Raw genomic sequence first — 20,169 nt, forward strand, 5'->3', positions numbered from 1 at the left:
TGCAAGCCACACGTCCGCCCCGCCTTGCGCAAACTTATTGTTACCTGCCGTATTTAATCAGCCTCTAATAAAACATCTCTTATTTCTGAATTTAAATTGTCGCCATAAATGAATTGTCTATAAAACTTGTCAGAGTTCACCTCGTATTCTGTGTCAAAATTTACTGTTAGCAAAAAATAGTCGTTTTCCCCTGTCAAAATTGATGCAATATCAGCTTGATCTCTATTTTGCACAACGTCTTTGAGAATTTCATTTGTCTTGTGGTTTGGAACGAAGTAGAGTCCTGCTGTAGATTGGGATCCAATGTCCAGAAATAAGCTGTCAATACGATGTCGGTCAATAACCTGAACAAGTCCAGATTGTCCGGGCACAAAACTCAAAAGAAAAGTCCACCAAGAATTGCTGCTAAAGTCTGTCCACAATAAATCTAAAGATTTTTCTGTTCGCAGAGTCCTGTAAAATAATTTTGTTTGTCCGCCCATTCCATGAATTAAGACAGTATGCTTTTGTGAAAAAAAAGTCGGCAGCGATGGAAGAGTCACTATAATCTTCTCCATTTTCGCGATTGAGATTTCCCCCTCTATTTTGTTTTGGTTGGGCGTCATTCTATATGGCAGGTAACGTGAGTATTTGCGTTCGAGCGGGGCTTCCGAAGCCACGCCTTATCCCCGACACCGAACGCAATAAAGATACGAAAACGTTGGATTACGCGTCAACCCTGCTTGACGCAAATACATTGTTGGGTGCTGGGCGTTTCGGTCTACCGTTATATTTTACAGAGCCCCGATCGTTCGTCCAAGTTAATTAGTCTACGTGTCAAAGTCGGCCAATAAGTTACGGTCAAACGGAAATGTCCAGTGCCCACATTCAATTTGTGCGGGGCCTGTACTTTAATTCCCAATATTTATTTGTCTCCACAGGCTCGTCTTCTTCTCTTTCTTTGGTGTAAAGTATCAAGTTGGAAAGTTCTAATATGGTTATGATGTATGTCTTTTGTGGGATGTCATTATAGAGCGTTTTAAGCTTGATTTCCTTGCCAATTTTATTCCAAGTCCAAGTACCTTTGATAACAATACTATTACAGTCATTGGTTCTTTTATATTGCCCATCAGATGTGAATGTATAGGATTCACCGCAAGTCGTCAGTGTATAGTAACCCGAAGGATTATGTACAATTTCTGGTTTACCCCAAGCTCTTGATGTTAAGAGCTGGTTTTCATTTGCATCATTGTCCTTGTCACAGGATATCAATATTGAAAAAAGTCCCAGAAATACAAATAGCCCAATTTTCATACATTTAATTTATGTCGGTAAATCTGTTTCTATAAACCAATTGTTCCCTTTGTCCGAAGCGGTGTCCACGCCTTGCACCCAACGTTTGTGTTTGCGCAGTGGTGGGCTTTCGAAGCCGCCACTGTCCGCGTGGGCAAACGTTGAACGAAGATAACACTTATAGCTTGCACGTCACCCCACCATTGCGCAAACATTTTGTTGGCGGTAGTACCATCTCTGACTGTTTACTAATCTGCCAGTTCGTTGAGTCTTGGTTGAATGAACCAAACTCCAAGTGGAACCATCCATATTAGAAATGCCTCTACGGCATATTCGTTAATCTTTGCAAGTCGTCCCAATTCAATTGTTTTAAGTGTCTTAGCTGCGAATAACACAGAATAAACCATTAGTCCCAAATAGATTGGAACTCCGGTGAATACTAAGATTAAAAAGTCGTCACCACTCAAAAAATTTTCATTTTCTGTTAACCAGAAAATAAAAATTAAGAGTGTCAGCGCCAATAGAAATGCAACTCTAAATCTCCAAAGTCGGAAGTTGTGTCCAACGGGCAATAGCTTATAGAGTCCATTTGGAATTGTCCAAATCCAGCTAAACACTGTCGAAACAGTTATCATTCCTACTATTACGTCAGCGTACCCAGTTTGTCCGTGTCCAGAAACACCTAAGATGTCAGCCAAGATTGGTACTCCAATCGTCAACAAAAATAATTGCCAGTGTTTAAGTCGAAGAATAAATTTCATTTGTCCTATGTTTTCTCTGTCGAGGTATTACCGCCAACGATAAATGCTTATGTCAGTAGCGGGATTTTGAAACTGCGCTCCGTCCCACAAAACGAAACGAAGTTATGAAAACAAAACTAAATAACAACACGTCACCCCGCTATTGCATAAGCATAATGTTGTGTGTTCGTGCCGCAAAACCTCCATGATGTGAGCCACACGGACTTGTCGAGCTTTGGTCGAGCGTGGAATGTGCGGCTTGCAAGTTGGTGTGGCGTGAGGTCATTTCTTTTCCTTTTTGTCAACCTTTAATTTCAAATTCAATGAGTCGTTTTGATGCTTTGCTTTATCAGTTGAGTCGGCAGTTGTTATCTTTTCTGAAGGCTCTTTTTGTTGTATTTCTTTTGTCTGGGTGGGTATTCTTTTTGATTCATCTGTACCACCTAGCCACATCTCATAAATAGTCGCAAATCCAAAAAAACTTAGTATGGCGAAAATTGCTAATATCCATTTACCCGCAGGACTGTCGATGAATAGTGGTTTTTCATTGGCAAGATATTTTCTGTCTCTGTATGCTTCACTTACTTTTACATGGTCAATATTTATGCCGATAGTCCCGCGAATACTATTTTCGAATCCAGGTTTTTTCATGACTTTACCAAGTCCGTCCATTGTAAGGATCGCGCATAGTCGACTTATTTCATCTACTGTTATCTTGTTTTTGAAAAAATTTTGCTTAAAAACATTCAATAATTCCTCATGTGTATATGTTGATTTTCGTCCATGAGTTATAGTAATAGGTTCTGTGTAAATAGTAATTGTCTGAACCTTAGACATAAATTCTAAAATCTTATGAAGTTTTTCTCCGTCCGACATGCCATTTAGTATAACCAAATATAAAATAGTAATTGCACATAGGTCTGCTATGTGTCAGTTGGTCGTCACACGTGGCTTATTGCCTTGCTTTGGTCGCGCGGTCGCAAGTGCGGCAAGGCAATGTGCCACTTCTCCCTTGCGGGTCGGCTTGCCCCGTGGCGCGTTGGGTTTGAGCCCGTCCGCGAGCAGGGGCAACCTTGTTAGCGTGTCTAGCGGCATGACACACAACGTAAGTATTTGCGTTCGAGCGGGGCTTCCGAAGCCGTGTGGTGTCCCCGACACCGAACGCATTAAAGATACGAAAACGTTGGATTATACGTCAACCCCGCTTGACGCAAATACATTGTTGCGTGCAGTACGGATTTTAGTCTGACCGTTACGTTAATGAACGATAAGCCTAATCGCGTTGTGACTAAGACCTGATTATTTTTCAATTGAAGTCTACAGTTGCTGTATAGTCAGACGAATCCGTCCAATGCAATAACGTTTTCCTAATTAGAACCCTCGTCTCCTTCTATCATGTTAAAATATAGCGTATAGGCATATGAACGTGAACGCTGTGTGATGTTCAATTTAAGCACCAAAGTGCTGTCGGTAATTTCCAATATATCATATGTATTAATTGAACCATTAGCAGTCAACAGCAAGCGCTTATTCTGTTCAACTACTTGCCAAGTACCATGTGAAAAAATCCTTTTATCATTTGGTTTATCCCTCGAAGCTCCTTCGTCATAGAGATATGTTCCATCCTCCCTCAATATAAGTATGTCATCGCGCTCAGGTGCTGGAAATTGTAAAGTAATATTACGAACAGTTGTATCAGGATGCTCGGTTAACAATACATCACCTTCTAACCAATGCTTGTTAATTAAAAGCTTTGCAGTAGAAGAATGCTCAAACGTTGGCAGTTGCGTAGCAATGTTTTTATGCGAGCAGCCCGATAATAGAATGATTAATACTGCTGGTATTATCAGATAGTTCTTAATTAATGAGTATTTCATAAAATTAATATCTACGCAATTCTGTCTGGTCATTTATAACCCATATAGATATGCCATTTGTGTCAAAAATTTAACAGGTTGTCCGTTGATTGTTGCTGGTTTCCATTTAGGCATCTTTTTGAATGCTTCAACAGCCGCTTCATCACAACCATAACCTATCCCTTTAATTACTTTAAAATCACTTGACGTTCCGTCAGCATTGACAATGAATTGAATAATTACCTTACCCTCAATTTTATTTTTTCTTGCTTGTTCAGGGTAATAATGATTTTTTCCGTCCACATATTTTCCAAGTGCTTTCATTCCTCCCGGAAATTCTGGAAGGACATCAACCCTTGAATAAACTGAGTCCAAATTTATTGGCAAACTATCTTGAGCCTTTATTGCCCCAATTGAAAGTATAAAGAGTCCAATTGTAAAAATAAGATGTTTCTGTGTCATGGTATAGGTTTTAATATTGATATGAAGTTTATCTTTGTAATTGATTGCTCACTTTTTCCGAAGCCCCAGTATTGCACGCAACGGCTTGGCTTGCAGAAGGCGGGCAATCAAAAACCTGCGCTTTCTCCCACGTGATAAAACAAATGAAACGCACTGAACTTTCCTAACGCACACTCCGCCCGCTTTTCTGCAAGCTAGTGTTATGGCCAGTTTGCAACCGAGCATAGGGTTTTAATGTCGACCGTGCAAAAGAAGAAATGTCAACCGAGAAGTCTCGCGAGCAAGTCGTCCAGCGCAAGAGTTTTGGTCGTCCGCCAGAAAATGTTGTCAATAGTTGTCGTGCGAAAAGTCCTCTGATTGCAAATGTTTCCGAGGCGAGTCGTTAACGAGCAAAAAATTGTCCACAAGGGAAAAAGTTTAAACAAGTGCGGCTTTGATTTTTTAAATTTCCCATCTGTTGTTTCAAGCAAAGTCCGCGGAAAGTTGATGAATTGTCAGCGAGCAGAAACCAGTCGTCTACTAATTTGCCGTCACCGAAATTTCGGATGCACACTCGTCCCGCAAATTGGCCATAACGTTTAGGCTTGCAGAAGGCGGGCAATTAAAAACCTGCGCCTTCTCCCACGAGATAAAATAAATGAAACGCGCTGAACTTTCCTAACGCACAATCCGCCCGCTTTTCTGCAAGCCTGTGTTATGGCCAGTTTGCAACCGAGCTTTGGCTTTAAAGTCGACCGTGCAAAAGAAAACATTGTCTACCGAGAAGTCTCGCGAGCAAATCGTCCAGTGAAAAAGTTTGGTCGTCCGCCAGAAAATGTCGTTAAGAATTGTCGCGCGCGAACAGGTCGCCCGATTGCAAATGTTCCCGAGGCGGTTCGTCAACGAGCAAAAGTGTCCGCAAGAAAAGAGTTGAAAAAGGCGTCTTTGATTTTTTAAATTTTCCGTCAGCCGTTTGAAGCAAAGTCATCGTTGTTGAAGAATTGTCAGGGAGCAGAAGTCAGTCGCCTACTAATTTGTCGTCACCGAAATTTCGGATGCACACTCGTCCCGCAAATTGGCCATAACGTTTAGCTTATTGCTGGCGGGCAATTAAAACCAGCGCCCTTTCCAACGTGATAAAGATAAATAAAGAACTACACACTTCAATGACGCACAGTCCCGCCCGCTTGCAATAAGCTTTTGTTGGCGGTTCGTTTTGGCCTTACTCCAATTTCTTTGTCAACCGTTTTGGTGGAAATAAAACTATCCCAGCAATAGGTACACCAATTAAGTTTATTAGGTACCCGAAGAAGATAAACACGGCTGCTCCAGTCACACATTTTGGGTCGCCTGGTCCGAAATTGTAAGCAAGTCCACGAGCAGAAAGAAATGTCGCGACAATGGGAACAATCAGTCCGACCAAAAAGCATCCGAGAATTGCAACTCCAAAGTCAGTCCGGTCGATTCTATTTTTCCTTCGTCCAATCAGAATGAGAATTGTCAAAGGTGTAAAAATTGTCAAGGTCGGAATTATCAGTCCAAGGAGTAGTCCCATGTCGTTAATCCTTTATCGGTTTCTTGTTCATCGGTCAGTCGTTGTTGTCCTTGGTCATTTTCGTTAGCACTTCACTGTCCAGGCCAAAATTACCGCCAACGTTTAGCTTGCAGAAGGCGGGCAGTTAAAACCTGCGCCTTCTCCCACGTGATAAAATAAATGAAACGCACTGAACTTTCCTAACGCACAGTCCGCCCGCTTTTCTGCAAGCCTGTGTTATGGCCAGTTTGCAACCGAGCTTAGGGTTTTAGTGTCGACCGTGAAAAAGGAAAATTGTCCACCGATAAGTTTTGCGAGCAAAGTCGTCCAGCGGAAGAGTTTGGTCGTCCGCCAGAAAGTGTCGTTATGAGTTGTCGCGCGAGAATGGGTCGTCCGATTGCTGCAAATGTTTCCGAGGCGAGTCGTCAACGAGCAAAAGCGTCCGCAAGAAAAGAGTTGAAAAAGGCGTCTTTGATTTTTTAAAATTTCCGTCAGTCGTTTGAAGCAAAGTCCGCGGAATGTTGATGAATTGTCAACGAGCAGAAGTCAGTCGTCTATTAATTGTCGTCACCGAAATTGGGGACGCACACTCGTCCCGCAAATTGGCCATAACGTGAGGCTTGCAGAAGGCGGGCAATTAAAACCTGCGCCTTCTCCCACGTGATAAAATAAATGAAACGCACTGAACTTTCCTAGCGCACACTCCGCCCGCTTTTCTGCAAGCTAGTGTTATGGCCAGTTTGCAACCGAGCTTAGGTTTTAATGTCGACCGAGCAAAAGAAAATATCGTCTACCGAAAAGTCTGCGAGTAAGTCGTCCAGCGAAAGAGTTTGGTCGTCCGCCAGAAAGTGTCGCTGAGAGTTGTCGTGCGAAAGGTCGTCTGATTGCAAATGATTCCGAGGCGAGTCGTCCACGAAGAAAAATGTCCCGAAGGAAAAAAGTTTAAACAAGTGCGGCTTCAATTTTTAGATTTCCTTCAGTCGTTTGAAGCAAAGTCCGCGGAATATTGATGAATTGTCAACGAGCAGAAGTCAGTCGTCTACTAATTAGTCGTCAGCGAAATTGGGGACGCACACTCGTCCCGCAAATTGGCCATAACGGCTGAGGCTATATGCAGTAAGGGATTGCGGGCTGCATACCTGTCCCGCGACACCGAAGTTTGAGCGGGGCAGAATGCTTGAATTACCAATGAAACCCTTATTGCATATAGCCTTTGTTACCGCCATGTGCTTTATTCTTTATTATATATTTCATCTAATATTTTTCTTGAAACATGTGGCCGATAATGAGAAGTTTCATAAAAATTAGTGTAATCTCTAGTGTAATTATTTATACCAGAATAATCAAACACATTTTTTTCACCAAATAGCTTTTTTAGATATTGTAAGTCATTTTGATTTAATTTTACTTGGTCATAAAGTGGGCTTATTATTATCTTATAGTTTGTATGGTGTTTAAGAAAAACATTATTTATGTCTTTTAACATTGATTTCTGCAAAGAAAATATTGCTGGTTGAGAATATACTTGCACAGCACCCCTTTCATAAAAAAGGTTTAATTTTTCTTTTGTATAAAATTTACCATCATCAATCATTTTTTCGAATATTTCAAATTGTAGCTCATTAGTAATTGGGTCAACACTGCGTTGTCTATAATCCAAAGCACCTTTCATAAATGGAGGTACATTGTTTGTTAGCTTAAAGTAAATTACTGGAATAAAAAAGCTAGGTGAAGTGAATGCCTTGAAATATGTAAAGTGAAAAGATAAGAAATTATCGTTATTTTCTAACTGAGGTGAAATTTCGAATAACGGCCCATTATTCGGCTTATCTTTCTTTAATAGTTCATTATCTAAAACTAATAGCACATTGTCAATATTTGCTTTTTTACTGTCAATATATAATATTTTTTTATGCAATGCGTATAATGCTTCACCTGACGCGTCAAAATGAAATCCACTATTCTTCTGACCAATATGACTTTTCCAATCAGAGATTTGATAGAAAATTGAGCGACTATTTCCAAAGATAAATGAATTATACAAATATTTTTTGTAGTTATTGTCAAATGTTTTGGTGGAAACATAATCTTGATTTAGAACAATATAAGCTTTGGCATTATTCTCAACATATCTGTCATAGTGCCAAATAACTTTAAAAGGGTCTATGGAAATATAAACAAATGTCCAAATAATTACTATAAGTAAAGGAACAATTGCAAAACGAATTAAATTAATTAAAAATTTCTTCATAATCTTAAAACTGGAAATAAATAAATTGTTGTTCTGAACCTGCAAAGAAGTAAATGACTAAAATAATACAGTAATACATTGCCCATCTTACAGGTTTATACCATTTTGTTCCTAAATGTGCGATTGCATATTGTTGTTCTCTCCCAAGCCATTCAACGATTAAAAATATGCTTGTCAGAAAAACTATTGGCACTGCTTTCCCAATCCCTGGAAAATGGGGTATTGTCAACAATGAACTGGAAAATATTTCAGAGATATAAGTAAAAGCATGCGTTACATTGGCAGCACGAAAGAAAATCCAAGCAAATACAGTTAAGCTAAAAGTAATTCCAATAGCAAAAAACTCTCGTATTGTTGGTAGGTATTTACCTCTTGCCACAATATCAAGGTTGTTTCTGTGTGTGTTGAATACAATTGAAGGCATTATATATAGAGCATTTAGAAAGCCCCAAACAATAAATGTCCAATTTGCACCGTGCCAGAAACCACTTACAAGAAAAATGATAAAGGTATTCCGAATTTTCATCCACATTCCGCCTTTACTGCCACCTAATGGAATATAGAGGTAATCCTTGAACCAAGAGGATAGCGAAATATGCCAACGTCTCCAAAATTCGGCAATGTCTCGTGAGAAATATGGAAAAGCAAAGTTCCTTAAAAGGTCTATTCCAAATAATCGGGCTGTACCTAATGCAATATCAGAGTAACCTGAAAAGTCACAATAGATTTGGAAAGTAAAAAATAATGCACCCAAAACAAGCGTACTTCCTGAATAATCCGCTGAATTATTGAAAATTGTATTTGCATATTCTGCACAGTTGTCAGCTATGACAATTTTCTTGAATAAACCCCATAATATTTGTCGTAATCCATCAACCGCTTTTGAATAATCAAACTCCCTTTTTTTAAGAATTTGAGGTAAAAGATGGGTTGCCCTTTCTATTGGTCCAGCTACAAGCAAAGGAAAAAAGCTAACGAAAACAGAATAGTCAATAAAGTTTCTTTCTGGTTTTATTCTATTTTTATAAAGGTCAAGCACATAGGATAAACCATGAAAAGTATAAAAAGAAATACCTACAGGTAATATTACTTGTAATGAACCTAAATTTGCTTTAAAACCTAATAGTTGTAGTCCATCGGCAAATGAAGCAGAAAAAAAGTTGTAATATTTAAAAACTCCAAGAAAACCTAAATTTACACCAATACTAAGCCATAACCAAAATAATTTCTTTCTCCTGTTTGTAGCCTCGTAGATTTTGATGCCAGTAAAATAGTCTAATAAGGTCGAGAAGATAAGTAAAAACATAAACCGCCAGTCCCAACAAGCATAAAAAAAGTAACTTGAAACGAGCAGTAAAATATTTTGAAGTCTTAAATTTCCTTTTGTCGCAAACCAGTAAAGTATAAAAACAATCGGTAAGAATATTGCAAAGTTTAATGAGTTAAAAAGCATATTATCTGTATATTTTTTAATTTTTAAGTTGTGAACTGTCTGTCTGTGTGTCTTTTTTTAGCATTGGCGGTAACGTTTGGCTTGTGGCAGGCGGGCAAATAAAAACCTTCGTCCTGTCCCACGTGATAAAGATAAGTAAAGAACTACACACTTCAATGACGCACAGTCCCGCCCGCTTGCCACAAGCTGTTGTTGGCAGCCGTATTTCAGTCCTTCGCTATATTATAGTACCTAATATTGTAGTTAATCCTTTTCCCAACTACTAAATTGTCTTTTGCACCGTCACCGTAAAACGCTTTCTTAGCTCCACAGATGTCAACCAGTTCTATGACTAAGATATAGTCATACTTCTTTAAGATTTTTTTTCCCCTGACTAGTCCGTGAACTAAACAAACTCTCCCGTTGTCGTCCCATGATAAAGAGTCTTTGTTGATGTTAAATAAGTGTAAGTAGTTTGGTTGTTTACTTTGAGAGAATTTCATCGTTACTTTGTCTCCGAGTTGAAAAGTTGCAAACTCTGCTTTATCTAGTTCGCTTTTCTTCTCTGCCTGTTTTTTGCTTTCTTCTTTCACATTCTTCCAATAGTCTTTGTGATGCTGAATTTGATTTTCCAAATCGATTTGCCTTTTATTCAATTGTCGATGAAAAGAAGTTAAGATAATTGAAGAAATGTCATCGGGATGAAAAATTCCCTTTGATTTAAAAAATCGATAGAGCGAGTTCTTCGCCTTCCAGAGTTCCCATCCATTCCTTATACCAAGGCCTGTCCCCATGTGTAGTTCTGTAACCGCATCACTTTCGTCCTTTGACTTAAAATCTTCTTTGTTCTTATCCGTCCAAGAACAATTTAGATATGTCAAGGCGTCATCTAAGTCCTTTGGTATGTAGTTTTCAGGATATTTGATACAGTCGCCCTGAGTGTACGCTGTCCCAATTGTCAGTAAGAATATTTGTAGGTAGACCAATCTCATTTCAAATATGGCTGCCAACGTGAGTATTTGCGTTCGAGCGGGGCTTCCGAAGCCACGCCTTGTCCCCGACACCGAACGCACTAAAGATACGAAAACGTTGGATTACGCGTCAACCCCGCTTGACGCAAATACATTGTTGTGGGCCGTTTTTTACACCCGAATTTTTACTGGAAGTCCAAATATTTGCCAGATGGCCGCAGTGGTACTATTCGTTCGTTAATTCGTCCTTTAAGTTTGTGAAGTCAATATGTCGTATTACTTGCCCTTGCCAGTCACAGTCACCTCGTAACCAAGCCGTGAAAATCTTATTCTCTGAATTGGTAATTTCTATTTTGTACGGAACTAATGTGTCCGAAACTATTTTAATGTTTATGACACCTAGTCCAAGCAGTCGTGGCCTTATTTTTTCGATGTCGATTGGATTTTGCATAAATAATTCTTTCATAATATTATCAAAGTCCTTACGATAAAATAACGAGTCGCACTCTGTCGAGTTGATTCTATCTACATCTAATGAGAAGCCTTTGCCTACTACGTCTTCTAATAAAAACCCATAAAATGTCTTAAGCCCATTTTTGTTGTCGTGCTCGAACGTCCAATAGCCACAAGTGTCCCATATTGTATCACATTCAGCCACGTTCATTTTGTTATGAAACTTAAAGTCCTTGTCAAACGGGTCGAAATCGTCATTACTTGATTTACAACCCAAAGCAATTAGTCCGACAATAAAAAGCGTAAATAGTCTCATAGTATCATCAGTCCAAAACGTAGTCTTTCCAAAGTCCGATAGCTAATTTTTATCTTGTCAATAGTAGTCCCGTTAATCGAAAAAAAATGGCCCACAACGTTTGTGTTTGCGCAGTGGTGCGGTTTCGAAGCCGCGTCCTGTCCCCGACACCAAAACGTGGAACGAAGATAACACTTTGAGTAACACGTCACCGCACCATTGAGCAAACATTTTGTTAGCGGCTGGCCCTATCAATCAATTCATAGTCCGACTTGGGCGTCCTATGTTACGTAGTCAATTCATTGGCGTGCAAATTTCGATTAAAAACCCATCATAGTCTCTAACGTAAGCAACGACCTGTCCCCAAGGTTTTGCTTTTGGCTCCACAACAAGTGTCGCTCCAGCTTCAATGGACGACTTAACGACTGCATCGACATCTTTAGTTGTAAAGGCAATTTCAATTCCCAATGGTTTGTTTGTCAAATTGCTCTCAATAAAACCGTCTATCAAATTTGCTTTTGCAAGTGCTGTCGATGTAAATGAAAGAGTTGTTTCTCCAACTAAAAGTTCTCCGTAGTCGTTCTCGGGTGTTACAAATTTCCTTGTAAAACCAAATGCTTTTTCATAAAAAGCAATAGATTTTTCTACATCGTTGACATAGAGGATAGTATAAGAAAATTTTATCTCCATATTTTTTTGTTTTGGTTGAATTATAAATGCTGTCAAAAGACTACCTACAAGCAGAGTAGCGATTGTTATCTTCATTGTTGGCTATTTTTTGACCAAAATAACACTAAATTTTGCTCGCTTGCTTTGGAAAAAAACGACAAAATTAAAATTGCGATGGCAATACTCCCGTGTACCGCTTTACTTCATTAGTCAAATGAGAATGGTCGTAGTACCCACACTCCAAAGCTATGTCCAATAGACTTTGATTAGCTGATTTACTTTTTATTGTTGAAACAGCGAACTGATAACGAACCAAGTTGATGAATTCCTTAGGGCTTATCCCGACATGTTTCTTAAATCCTCTTTCAAGTTGTCGAATAGTAGTAAAATGACTCAACGCTAACACTTGTAAACTAATTTGTCCTTTGTGTTTGAGGATATCATTAATAACTTGAAACAAGTTGTGATTTGGTTTTGAAAGCTTGTTTAAGAAAAATTGATTAAGAGATAGAACTGAATCTTCCATTATTTTTTGAAAGTCAGGCAGGAACTCTTTGTCCAATTCTATTTTTTGGTCAGTCACTTCATGAAGCGAATCGAATTCGTAGAAAGCAGAAAAGGCAGCAGGTTTAAAGCGGATACCAAGAAGATCTGTTTCACTGGTCGTAATTGTATTCTTGAAACGAGTCATTGTACCTACCAAATAGACTCCTTCATTTTTCATTATAAAGCCGTTGTCATCGGCCTTATGATTTTCACCCAAATTAAAAATTATGTCTACGCATCCGTCTGGCAAAATCTTCTCTGTCGTTAATTCATTTTTGTCCCCCTTGGCATACCAATAGGCATCAATGTAATTCGTCAATGCGTAGTCAGGACTGAATTGAAAATAACTCATAATTATACCTCGTCTTTTAGGTCGTCTTGGGCTTGCCGCTAACGTGAGTATTTGCGTTCGAGCGGGGCTTTCGAAGCCACGTCCTGTCCCCGACACCGAACGCAATAAAGATACGAAAACGTTGGATTACGCGTCAACCCCGCTTGACGCAAATACATTGTTAGCTGCCGTTTTCCTTCCTCTCCAAATGCTCTATTGCTTTTTCTTTGTCGTCAAATACTTCAACATTATCAACAATGTCCTTGGTTGTATGTAGTCCAAATTTAAGAGTCGACATTGCCTGTCGACACTTAGGTCCAACTACAATAGCAATTGGTCGTTGTGGGTCTGGTCCGTCAAGAAATAAAACAATGGAGTCGCCCCATTCGTATTGAAATTCAGAAAGGTCAAGCAAAACCGCGAGTGGCCGCCAAATGTTAACTGCCATGTCCATCGTCCCTTTGATCAGTTTTGCGTCATCGTCACCGGTTGAACCGTCTCGATAGCTCCCAAGAACTGTCATTATCAAAATATTAGGGAAATAGGAATTGTCAGTCGTGACTAATTCAAATGAAAAGTCAACTGTCGGGCATGTCTGCTTAAAGGAAACAATCTTTCTCGTCTTCATCTAAAATGGCAGCTAACGTGAGTATTTGCGTTCGAGCGGGGCTTCCGAAGCCGCGTGGTGTCCCCGACACCGAACGCATTAAAGATACGAAACGTTGGATTACGCGTCAACCCCGCTTGACGCAAATACATTGTTGGCGGCCGTTTTCTTACTCCACTGTGATAGGTGGGCAAATCCAAATCAATCGGTCGTCTGTGGTAAAAACTCCTTTTGCATAACCAAATTTAGTTGCCACTCCTGTCAAGTAGAATTTGTCCTTATCAGCCGTTTTCGTTTCTATTAATATTCTTTTATTTTCAATCATTGAACAAACACCCTCCCGTAAATAATTTTCAGTCAGTGTTCGAATGTTCTTCACATCTGTCCATGAAGAATCATACTGGTCATTCTTTTTTGTCCATATATACTCAAAAGTCAGATTACTACAAGTGTCTAGATAGTTCACGATTTTATTCATCATTTCAAGCATTTCGACTTCGTCTTTGTCAAAGAGAGCAGCCGTCTCCTTTGTCGCTTTTAATAAGTCCGCCTTACTAACATTCAGAATAAATTGTTTCTCAATGAATCTCGCAAAAGGTTCTTGGATTGATGGTGCAGTCAATATATCAACTTTGTCTTTTCTTTTTACTTTGTCCCCGATTGAATAGGTCCCTTGTCCCATTGACGTTATTGTCAATAGAGTCGAAAATGCAATTAATACTGTTGTCTTACTAAGTTTCACGCAATTCAATTTTCGTAACTCACTTGTCCTGAAAATGGCCGCCAACGTTTAGGCTTGCAGAAGGCGGGCAATTAAAAACCTGCGCCTTCTCCAACGTGATAAAATAAATGAAACGCCACGAACTTTCCTAACGCACAGTCCGCCCGCTTTTCTGCAAGCCTGTGTTATGGCCAGTTTGCAATCTAGCTTATGGTTTTTATGTCGACCGTGCAAAAGAAAAAATGTCAGCCGAGAAGTCTCGCGAGCAAGTCGTCCAGCGCAAGAGTTTTGTCGTCTGCCAGAAAGTGTCGTCAATAGTTGCCGTGCGAGAATGATTCGTCCGATTGCTGCAAATGTTTCCGAGACGAATCGTCAACTAGCAAAAGTGTCACCAAGTAAAAAGTTTAAAAAGGCGTATTTGATTTTTTTAAATTTTCCGTCAGTCGTTTGAAGCAAAGTCCGCGGAATGTTTATGAATTGTCAGCGAGCAGAAGTCAGCCGTCTATTAATTGGCGTCACCGAAATTCTGGAGGAGCACTCGTCCCGCAAATTGGCCATAACGTTTGTGTTTGCGCAATGGTGCGGTTTCGAAGCCGCGTCCTGTCCCCGACACCAAACGTGGAACGAAGATATAAACTTTGGGCTACACGTCAACGCACCATTGCGCAAACATTTTGTTAGCGGCCTGTGCGTTTCTGTCAACCGTTAACTTTATTAATTATACGATAATACTTTCTGTTCAAAATCAAGAACACAATCAAGATTACAGTCCCAATTGTTAAACAAATTAGTCCCAGTTTCATTCTTCCATTCCAGATTGTCCTCGGCATGATGTCATAGATAACTTTCCCGTCCCTTACAATCTCTTTAACTACTTGGTTAACCGGTTCGTCCTTTGTCGCCCAATTCTCCTCAAACGTCACTCGTATTGAGTCCCCGACCTTCAGTCCTCTAAAGTTATCGTCAAGAATCGGAATTAACTTTTCATTTGTTCCAACGCCTAAAAACTGGTGATGATTAGTCAGACCGAAATAGTAAACATTACTGTATCCACCACGAACGCCTTTGACTTTTGTGTTCCCTTCTTCTGTAACACGTCCGCTAATCACTTTGAAATCCTTTCTCGTTTTGAAGGAGTCCTTGATTAGAGAATATGCAAAGAAATAGAACATCACAAAAAGCATTACAATCAGCCATCTTGCAATCTTATATCCTTGAGGGTCAAAATTCATCTCTATGAATGTCCGTGGTTAAAGTTCTTAATAGTTAACTCTGGTCTGTCCAAACGCATGGCCGCTAACGTTTAGCTTGTGGCAGGCGGGCAAATAAAAACCTTCGTCCTGTCCACCGCCATAAAGATAAATAAAGAACTACACACTTCGATGACGCACAGTCCCGCCCGCTTGCCACAAGCTTTTGTTGGCGGCCGTTTATTTAATCAACTCGGATAGTTCGCTGTCCAGCATGATTAGGAATTTATACAATTTTAAATTTTTGTTTTTTGTCTTTGTCGACTGGTCATCGTCCTCGTCAACACACTCTTTACAAAAATGTTTGTAAGTCCGGAGTTTGCCGTCTCTAAATTCATAAATAGAGTAAAAGACAGTGTGGTCTATGTAAAATCTCTGGTCAATCGAGTCCGCTTTTATTTGATGTCTATTGTTCTCAAAGAACCGTAAAGCATTTGAGTCAGTTGTCAAGCGAGTTTGTCCACAGTTATCGTACTTAGTGAATTCATATTTCTTTGAATTATTAGCCTTGACTAGGATGAATTTTAAGAAAGACTCGTCCCTACAGCTGTCGTACTTCTTTAAATATACTAGTCCAGGGTACATTCTGTCCACGAAGAAAAAGTCCTTTTGTCCAGCTTTTATGAATGAGTCAACAAAGTTCCGATTTTGTCCCCATAAATACTTATCGAGATTCAAATCCTTCTCTTGTCCGAAGGAGCTAAAGGATAACAGTGTCAATAAGATAATCAGTCTGTTCATGGTAAATGGCCGCCAACGTGAGGCTTGCAGAAGGCGGGCAATTAAAAACCTGCGCCTTCTCCCACGTGATAAAATAAATGAAACGCACTGAACTTTCCTAACGCACACTCCGCCTGCTTTTCTGCAAGCTAGTGTTATGGCCAGTTTGCAACCGAGCTTAGGGTTTTAATGTCGACCGTGAAAAAGGAAAAATGTCCACCGATAAGTTCGTCCAGCCCAAGAGTTTTGGTCGTCCGCCAGAAAGTGTCGTTAAGAGTTGTCGCGCGAGAATGGGTCGTCCAATTGCTGCAAATGTTTCCGAGACGGTTCGTCAACGAGCAAAAGTGTCCGCAAGAAAAGAGTTGAAAAAGGCGTCTTTTATTTTTTAAAATTTCCGTCAGTCATTTGAAGCAAAGTCCGCGGAATGTTTATGAATTGTCAGTGAGCAAAAGTCAGTCGTCTACTAATTTGTCGTCAGTGAAATTGGGGACGCACACTCGTCCCGCAAATTGGCCATAACGTGAGTATTTGCGTTCGAGCGGGGCTTCCGAAGCCACGCCTTATCCCCGACACCGAACGCAATAAAGATACGAAAACGTTGGATTACGCGTCAACCCTGCTTGACGCAAATACATTGTTGGGTGCTGGGCGTTTCGGTCTACCGTTATATTTTACAGAGCCCCGATCGTTCGTCCAAGTTAATTAGTCTACGTGTCAAAGTCGGCCAATAAGTTACGGTCAAACGGAAATGTCCAGTGCCCACATTCAATTTGTGCGGGGCCTGTACTTTAATTCCCAATATTTATTTGTCTCCACAGGCTCGTCTTCTTCTCTTTCTTTGGTGTAAAGTATCAAGTTGGAAAGTTCTAATATGGTTATGATGTATGTCTTTTGTGGGATGTCATTATAGAGCGTTTTAAGCTTGATTTCCTTGCCAATTTTATTCCAAGTCCAAGTACCTTTGATAACAATACTATTACAGTCATTGGTTCTTTTATATTGCCCATCAGATGTGAATGTATAGGATTCACCGCAAGTCGTCAGTGTATAGTAACCCGAAGGATTATGTACAATTTCTGGTTTACCCCAAGCTCTTGATGTTAAGAGCTGGTTTTCATTTGCATCATTGTCCTTGTCACAGGATATCAATATTGAAAAAAGTCCCAGAAATACAAATAGCCCAATTTTCATACATTTAATTTATGTCGGTAAATCTGTTTCTATAAACCAATTGTTCCCTTTGTCCGAAGCGGTGTCCACGCCTTGCACCCAACGTTTGTGTTTCTTCAGTGGTGCGCTTCCGAAGCCGCGTCCTGTCCCCGACACAGAACGTTGAACGAAGATATAAACTTTGGATTACACCTCACCGCACCATTGAAGAAACATTTTGTTGTGCGCTGGCTTTTTATTCGAGTATCGTGTCAATTGTCCCAAATTTATGAACTCGATTTCCAACATTGTCACTAAACGTCATATAACAAACTGGAATACTTGTGTTTTTAAATTGAGGCTGATATGTCTCGTAGTATTGAATCAATCGTTTTATGTCGTCAATCGGTCCCCAAACCACAGGTATTAAGAGAAACTCATAAGTCGTCTTTAAACCTTTTCTATTCAGTTTTCCTTTTATTTTTTGGTCAAGTAGCGTTTCGATTTTGTTGTCTGTCCCAGTCACGTTGTCGTTAATGTGAAGGTTAACAATTTCAACCAGAAGCTTTCTATCAGAGTCCGCGTTAAAGAAAACAAAGTCAATTTTGGTTCCGTCTTTCTTGTTTTTGTCGAGTGGTTGCTCTGTTGCAATCAATTTTAGTTTTGTATTTCTCTTGACTTGATTTAAAACACAAAGTTCTCCCAGAAAGTTAAGATACTTCATGTCTATGTTTGTCAAAAGGTCAAAGATGTTTTTCTTAATCAACTTCCTTTCCTCTTTGTCAAGTCGTGCAATTAACTCTTGAAATAGTTTCGTGATAAAGTCGAGAAGTCTTGTTGCCTCGTCTTTTCCCTCTTTTGAGGCCGTTATTATATGGTAAAGAGATGCCTCAACTCGAATTAGTTGTCCCGTGAGCTCAAATTTCTTTATGTGCTCATCAAGCTTCTCTCCAAACCGCTTCTCAATTGTCCGCCAGTCTAAATTATTCTCCCCAATTAATTCAAAAATTATCGGGAAGTACTCCTTTAGTCTGTTCTTAATGTCATACTTAGTCGTCATCTAAAAAGCTTGCGCACAACGTTTAGCTTATTGCTGGCGGGCAATTAAAACCTGCGCCCTGTCCAACGAGATAAAGATAAATAAAGAACCGCAAACTTCAATGACGCACAGTCCCGCCCGCTTGCAATAAGCTTTTGTTAGCGGCTGGCAGTCCTATTTAGTAGGTCGTAAATTATTTTTTCAAATTCTTCGTCCCCTAAAATAGTTTGATGTGTCGCTCCTTTTATGTCAAAATATTGGGCGTCTGGTTTCAATAATTTTTTAAGCTCAAGAGCGTCTCGGTGAAGATCACTCTTTGTCCCAGAAATAATAGCAATTTCACTTTTTGTTTTCGGAATATCTAAATCAGTCCTAAACGAGAACTTGTTAATTCTCGGAAGCGGAAAAAAAAACGCGTCTAAGTACTCGTTGACAAACTTCTCCCGAGGTTCTATCAATATTGTTATCAAGGGGTTGTTATCGATGGCCAGATGCGATGCAATGCTTGTCCCAAGGGAGTAACCAACAATTACAATTTTATTTTCTTGGTATCTCGATTTTAGAAAATCATAAACTGTCTGCGAGTCGGAATAGAAATTGTCAAGCGTGATTTCTCTGTGCTTTTTCCGTGTTGTCTGTAGTCAGTAATAATTATGTCGTAGTTGCATTTTAAAAACATTGGAGCCATAAGTCCCCACCTGTCAAGATTCTCACCATTGCCTTTCCAAAAACATACTACTCCACGCGAGCTGTCCTTCTTAAAAAGCAACGAATTGATTTGTCCTCCGCCTTTCGATTTAAAATTCAGTTCTTCGAAAGGGACGTCAAACTTGAATTTAAAGTCTGATGATAGTTTAACTGATTTAAACCTGTCCCCTTGTGTAGAATAGAAATAGACGTAAAGTCCTAAATAGCCTACGACTCCTAGTCCAAAGATAATTGTTAACACTTTTTTCATATCGAAGCCTCGCTTGCCGCTAACGTGAATATTTGCGATCGGGCGGGAATTTGAAACTGCGTCCTGTCCCCGGCACCAAACGGAATAAAGATAACAAAACTTTGAATCACACGTCAACCCCGCCTGGCGCAAATATAATGTTAGTGGCAGTTCTATTGTTCTTCAATTAATTTAAAGTTGTCGTCCAGAGTCACGACCTTACCAATTTTGCAGTCCTTTATCTGGCTTAGATAGTCTTTCAAGATTTGGGAATATTTATCTTTCTCGTCAGTACTTAAAGATGTCACGTCAGCAAGTTTGTCAAGTACCTTATTTTCGTCAAGGTCAACTCCGGTGTAAATTACCAGTCCAAAGTCGTAAACCATCTTACTCTTAATTCCAATCAGTCTACTTTTGTCGTCAAACACGTCAGGAATTAGAAATTCGCTTTTGCATTTCTGTCCATTTATTTTCTTGTCGGTATGGATAAACTTCTTTGTCATAGAGTCTCACTTTTGGAGCAGGCTAAATTGCCACTAACGTCCATGTTTACGTTCGGGCGGAGATTTTGAAATGCCGCCCTTTCCCTCGTGACGAACTTACTGCAAAACCGCCAGCTTTCAAAACCCACTTCCCCCCGCCTGACGAAAACATATTGTTGGTGGCAGTTGGTTCAGTACGAAAGGCCGCGAGCTGTCCCCGGGGCGTGGCTTCGTCACTGTCCATGAAAAGCGCTCGGTGCCGTCATCGTAGGTGAACTGTCCTTCTCTCCATTTCGTGGGCCGCAAAATCAGTTCTGAAATGGCTCTCTACCAAGTGCCGCTGCGCGAATTGCCACCAACGTGAGTATTTGCGTTCGAGCGGGGCTTCCGAAGCCACGCCTTGTCCCCGACAACGAACGCATTAAAGATACGAAAACGTTGGTTTACGCGTCAACCCCGCTTGACGCAAATAC

The 20,169-nt window shown here is 40.0% G+C and carries 23 protein-coding genes; 1 reads left to right on the forward strand and 22 read right to left on the reverse strand.

Translation table 11 applies throughout. From position 1 onward, the window contains the following. Positions 1-53: 53 nt before the first annotated feature. The 6 genes from KA713_01335 to KA713_01360 form a co-directional block, all read right to left on the reverse strand. Complete coding sequence (locus KA713_01335; GenBank protein ID UXE67277.1) at positions 54-557, reverse strand: hypothetical protein; 504 nt, start codon at positions 555-557, stop codon at positions 54-56. Between the two features lie 310 nt (positions 558-867). After that, on the reverse strand, positions 868-1,293 hold the full coding sequence (locus KA713_01340; protein UXE67278.1) for a hypothetical protein: 426 nt from the start codon (positions 1,291-1,293) through the stop codon (positions 868-870). Between the two features lie 227 nt (positions 1,294-1,520). Further along, complete coding sequence (locus KA713_01345; GenBank protein ID UXE67279.1) at positions 1,521-2,033, reverse strand: hypothetical protein; 513 nt, start codon at positions 2,031-2,033, stop codon at positions 1,521-1,523. Between the two features lie 261 nt (positions 2,034-2,294). Next, on the reverse strand, positions 2,295-2,888 hold the full coding sequence (locus tag KA713_01350; protein UXE67280.1) for a hypothetical protein: 594 nt from the start codon (positions 2,886-2,888) through the stop codon (positions 2,295-2,297). Between the two features lie 491 nt (positions 2,889-3,379). Next, on the reverse strand, positions 3,380-3,889 hold the full coding sequence (locus KA713_01355) for a hypothetical protein (GenBank protein UXE67281.1): 510 nt from the start codon (positions 3,887-3,889) through the stop codon (positions 3,380-3,382). Between the two features lie 33 nt (positions 3,890-3,922). Continuing rightward, positions 3,923-4,330 (reverse strand): energy transducer TonB, encoded by a 408-nt coding sequence (locus tag KA713_01360; protein UXE67282.1) that lies wholly within the window; start codon positions 4,328-4,330, stop codon positions 3,923-3,925. Positions 4,331-5,026: 696 nt separating this feature from the next. On the opposite strand from KA713_01360, the gene KA713_01365 reads away from it, so the two are divergent. Continuing rightward, a complete protein-coding gene (locus KA713_01365) occupies positions 5,027-5,266 on the forward strand; it encodes a hypothetical protein (protein UXE67283.1) in 240 nt (79 codons plus the stop codon). A gap of 1,329 nt (positions 5,267-6,595) precedes the next feature. Here the strand turns inward: KA713_01365 and KA713_01370 are convergent. The 16 genes from KA713_01370 to KA713_01445 all read right to left on the reverse strand — a co-directional run bounded on the left by KA713_01370 (position 6,596) and on the right by KA713_01445 (position 19,717). Next, positions 6,596-6,757, reverse strand: a complete 162-nt coding sequence (locus KA713_01370) for a hypothetical protein (GenBank protein ID UXE67284.1) — start codon at positions 6,755-6,757, stop codon at positions 6,596-6,598. 317 nt (positions 6,758-7,074) lie between these two features. Then, positions 7,075-8,094 carry a hypothetical protein gene (locus KA713_01375; GenBank protein UXE67285.1) on the reverse strand — a complete coding sequence of 340 codons (1,020 nt, stop codon included), beginning with the start codon at positions 8,092-8,094 and terminating at the stop codon, positions 7,075-7,077. A 4-nt stretch (positions 8,095-8,098) separates the two neighbouring features. Then, on the reverse strand, positions 8,099-9,547 hold the full coding sequence (locus tag KA713_01380) for an MBOAT family protein (GenBank protein ID UXE67286.1): 1,449 nt from the start codon (positions 9,545-9,547) through the stop codon (positions 8,099-8,101). Positions 9,548-9,753: 206 nt separating this feature from the next. Beyond that, positions 9,754-10,518, reverse strand: a complete 765-nt coding sequence (locus tag KA713_01385) for a hypothetical protein (GenBank protein ID UXE67287.1) — start codon at positions 10,516-10,518, stop codon at positions 9,754-9,756. 205 nt (positions 10,519-10,723) lie between these two features. After that, positions 10,724-11,266: a hypothetical protein gene (locus tag KA713_01390; protein ID UXE67288.1), complete on the reverse strand. Its 543-nt coding sequence runs from the start codon at positions 11,264-11,266 to the stop codon at positions 10,724-10,726. Positions 11,267-11,539: 273 nt separating this feature from the next. After that, positions 11,540-11,935 carry a VOC family protein gene (locus KA713_01395; GenBank protein ID UXE68992.1) on the reverse strand — a complete coding sequence of 132 codons (396 nt, stop codon included), beginning with the start codon at positions 11,933-11,935 and terminating at the stop codon, positions 11,540-11,542. Between the two features lie 142 nt (positions 11,936-12,077). Further along, positions 12,078-12,812: a helix-turn-helix transcriptional regulator gene (locus tag KA713_01400; protein UXE67289.1), complete on the reverse strand. Its 735-nt coding sequence runs from the start codon at positions 12,810-12,812 to the stop codon at positions 12,078-12,080. Positions 12,813-12,972: 160 nt separating this feature from the next. Then, complete coding sequence (locus KA713_01405) at positions 12,973-13,314, reverse strand: hypothetical protein (GenBank protein ID UXE67290.1); 342 nt, start codon at positions 13,312-13,314, stop codon at positions 12,973-12,975. Between the two features lie 253 nt (positions 13,315-13,567). Further along, positions 13,568-14,140, reverse strand: a complete 573-nt coding sequence (locus KA713_01410) for a hypothetical protein (protein ID UXE67291.1) — start codon at positions 14,138-14,140, stop codon at positions 13,568-13,570. 677 nt (positions 14,141-14,817) lie between these two features. Beyond that, on the reverse strand, positions 14,818-15,351 hold the full coding sequence (locus KA713_01415; protein UXE67292.1) for a hypothetical protein: 534 nt from the start codon (positions 15,349-15,351) through the stop codon (positions 14,818-14,820). Between the two features lie 198 nt (positions 15,352-15,549). Next, positions 15,550-16,110, reverse strand: coding sequence for a hypothetical protein (locus KA713_01420; GenBank protein ID UXE67293.1), 561 nt, complete (start codon positions 16,108-16,110; stop codon positions 15,550-15,552). 744 nt (positions 16,111-16,854) lie between these two features. Then, on the reverse strand, positions 16,855-17,280 hold the full coding sequence (locus KA713_01425; protein UXE67294.1) for a hypothetical protein: 426 nt from the start codon (positions 17,278-17,280) through the stop codon (positions 16,855-16,857). A gap of 214 nt (positions 17,281-17,494) precedes the next feature. Further along, on the reverse strand, positions 17,495-18,298 hold the full coding sequence (locus KA713_01430) for a hypothetical protein (protein UXE67295.1): 804 nt from the start codon (positions 18,296-18,298) through the stop codon (positions 17,495-17,497). Between the two features lie 137 nt (positions 18,299-18,435). Further along, positions 18,436-18,747, reverse strand: coding sequence for a hypothetical protein (locus KA713_01435; protein ID UXE67296.1), 312 nt, complete (start codon positions 18,745-18,747; stop codon positions 18,436-18,438). 89 nt (positions 18,748-18,836) lie between these two features. After that, complete coding sequence (locus tag KA713_01440) at positions 18,837-19,235, reverse strand: hypothetical protein (GenBank protein ID UXE67297.1); 399 nt, start codon at positions 19,233-19,235, stop codon at positions 18,837-18,839. Between the two features lie 152 nt (positions 19,236-19,387). Beyond that, positions 19,388-19,717, reverse strand: coding sequence for a hypothetical protein (locus tag KA713_01445; protein ID UXE67298.1), 330 nt, complete (start codon positions 19,715-19,717; stop codon positions 19,388-19,390). Positions 19,718-20,169: the final 452 nt, after the last annotated feature.

This window comes from Chryseotalea sp. WA131a (genome assembly GCA_025370075.1).
In the GTDB taxonomy this organism is placed as follows: domain Bacteria; phylum Bacteroidota; class Bacteroidia; order Cytophagales; family Cyclobacteriaceae; genus ELB16-189.

Coding starts and splice junctions, on each gene's coding strand:
- KA713_01340 (UXE67278.1), bottom strand. CDS start 1,293: ATGAAAATTGGGCTATTTGTATTTCTGGGACTTTTTTCAATATTGATA.
- KA713_01355 (UXE67281.1), bottom strand. CDS start 3,889: ATGAAATACTCATTAATTAAGAACTATCTGATAATACCAGCAGTATTA.
- KA713_01445 (UXE67298.1), bottom strand. CDS start 19,717: ATGACAAAGAAGTTTATCCATACCGACAAGAAAATAAATGGACAGAAA.
- KA713_01335 (UXE67277.1), bottom strand. CDS start 557: ATGGAGAAGATTATAGTGACTCTTCCATCGCTGCCGACTTTTTTTTCA.
- KA713_01440 (UXE67297.1), bottom strand. CDS start 19,235: ATGAAAAAAGTGTTAACAATTATCTTTGGACTAGGAGTCGTAGGCTAT.
- KA713_01345 (UXE67279.1), bottom strand. CDS start 2,033: ATGAAATTTATTCTTCGACTTAAACACTGGCAATTATTTTTGTTGACG.
- KA713_01390 (UXE67288.1), bottom strand. CDS start 11,266: ATGAGACTATTTACGCTTTTTATTGTCGGACTAATTGCTTTGGGTTGT.
- KA713_01375 (UXE67285.1), bottom strand. CDS start 8,094: ATGAAGAAATTTTTAATTAATTTAATTCGTTTTGCAATTGTTCCTTTA.
- KA713_01405 (UXE67290.1), bottom strand. CDS start 13,314: ATGACAGTTCTTGGGAGCTATCGAGACGGTTCAACCGGTGACGATGAC.
- KA713_01400 (UXE67289.1), bottom strand. CDS start 12,812: ATGAGTTATTTTCAATTCAGTCCTGACTACGCATTGACGAATTACATT.
- KA713_01430 (UXE67295.1), bottom strand. CDS start 18,298: ATGACGACTAAGTATGACATTAAGAACAGACTAAAGGAGTACTTCCCG.
- KA713_01350 (UXE67280.1), bottom strand. CDS start 2,888: ATGTCGGACGGAGAAAAACTTCATAAGATTTTAGAATTTATGTCTAAG.
- KA713_01385 (UXE67287.1), bottom strand. CDS start 10,518: ATGAGATTGGTCTACCTACAAATATTCTTACTGACAATTGGGACAGCG.
- KA713_01395 (UXE68992.1), bottom strand. CDS start 11,935: ATGGAGATAAAATTTTCTTATACTATCCTCTATGTCAACGATGTAGAA.
- KA713_01420 (UXE67293.1), bottom strand. CDS start 16,110: ATGAACAGACTGATTATCTTATTGACACTGTTATCCTTTAGCTCCTTC.
- KA713_01380 (UXE67286.1), bottom strand. CDS start 9,547: ATGCTTTTTAACTCATTAAACTTTGCAATATTCTTACCGATTGTTTTT.
- KA713_01415 (UXE67292.1), bottom strand. CDS start 15,351: ATGAATTTTGACCCTCAAGGATATAAGATTGCAAGATGGCTGATTGTA.
- KA713_01360 (UXE67282.1), bottom strand. CDS start 4,330: ATGACACAGAAACATCTTATTTTTACAATTGGACTCTTTATACTTTCA.
- KA713_01365 (UXE67283.1), top strand. CDS start 5,027: ATGGCCAGTTTGCAACCGAGCTTTGGCTTTAAAGTCGACCGTGCAAAA.
- KA713_01425 (UXE67294.1), bottom strand. CDS start 17,280: ATGAAAATTGGGCTATTTGTATTTCTGGGACTTTTTTCAATATTGATA.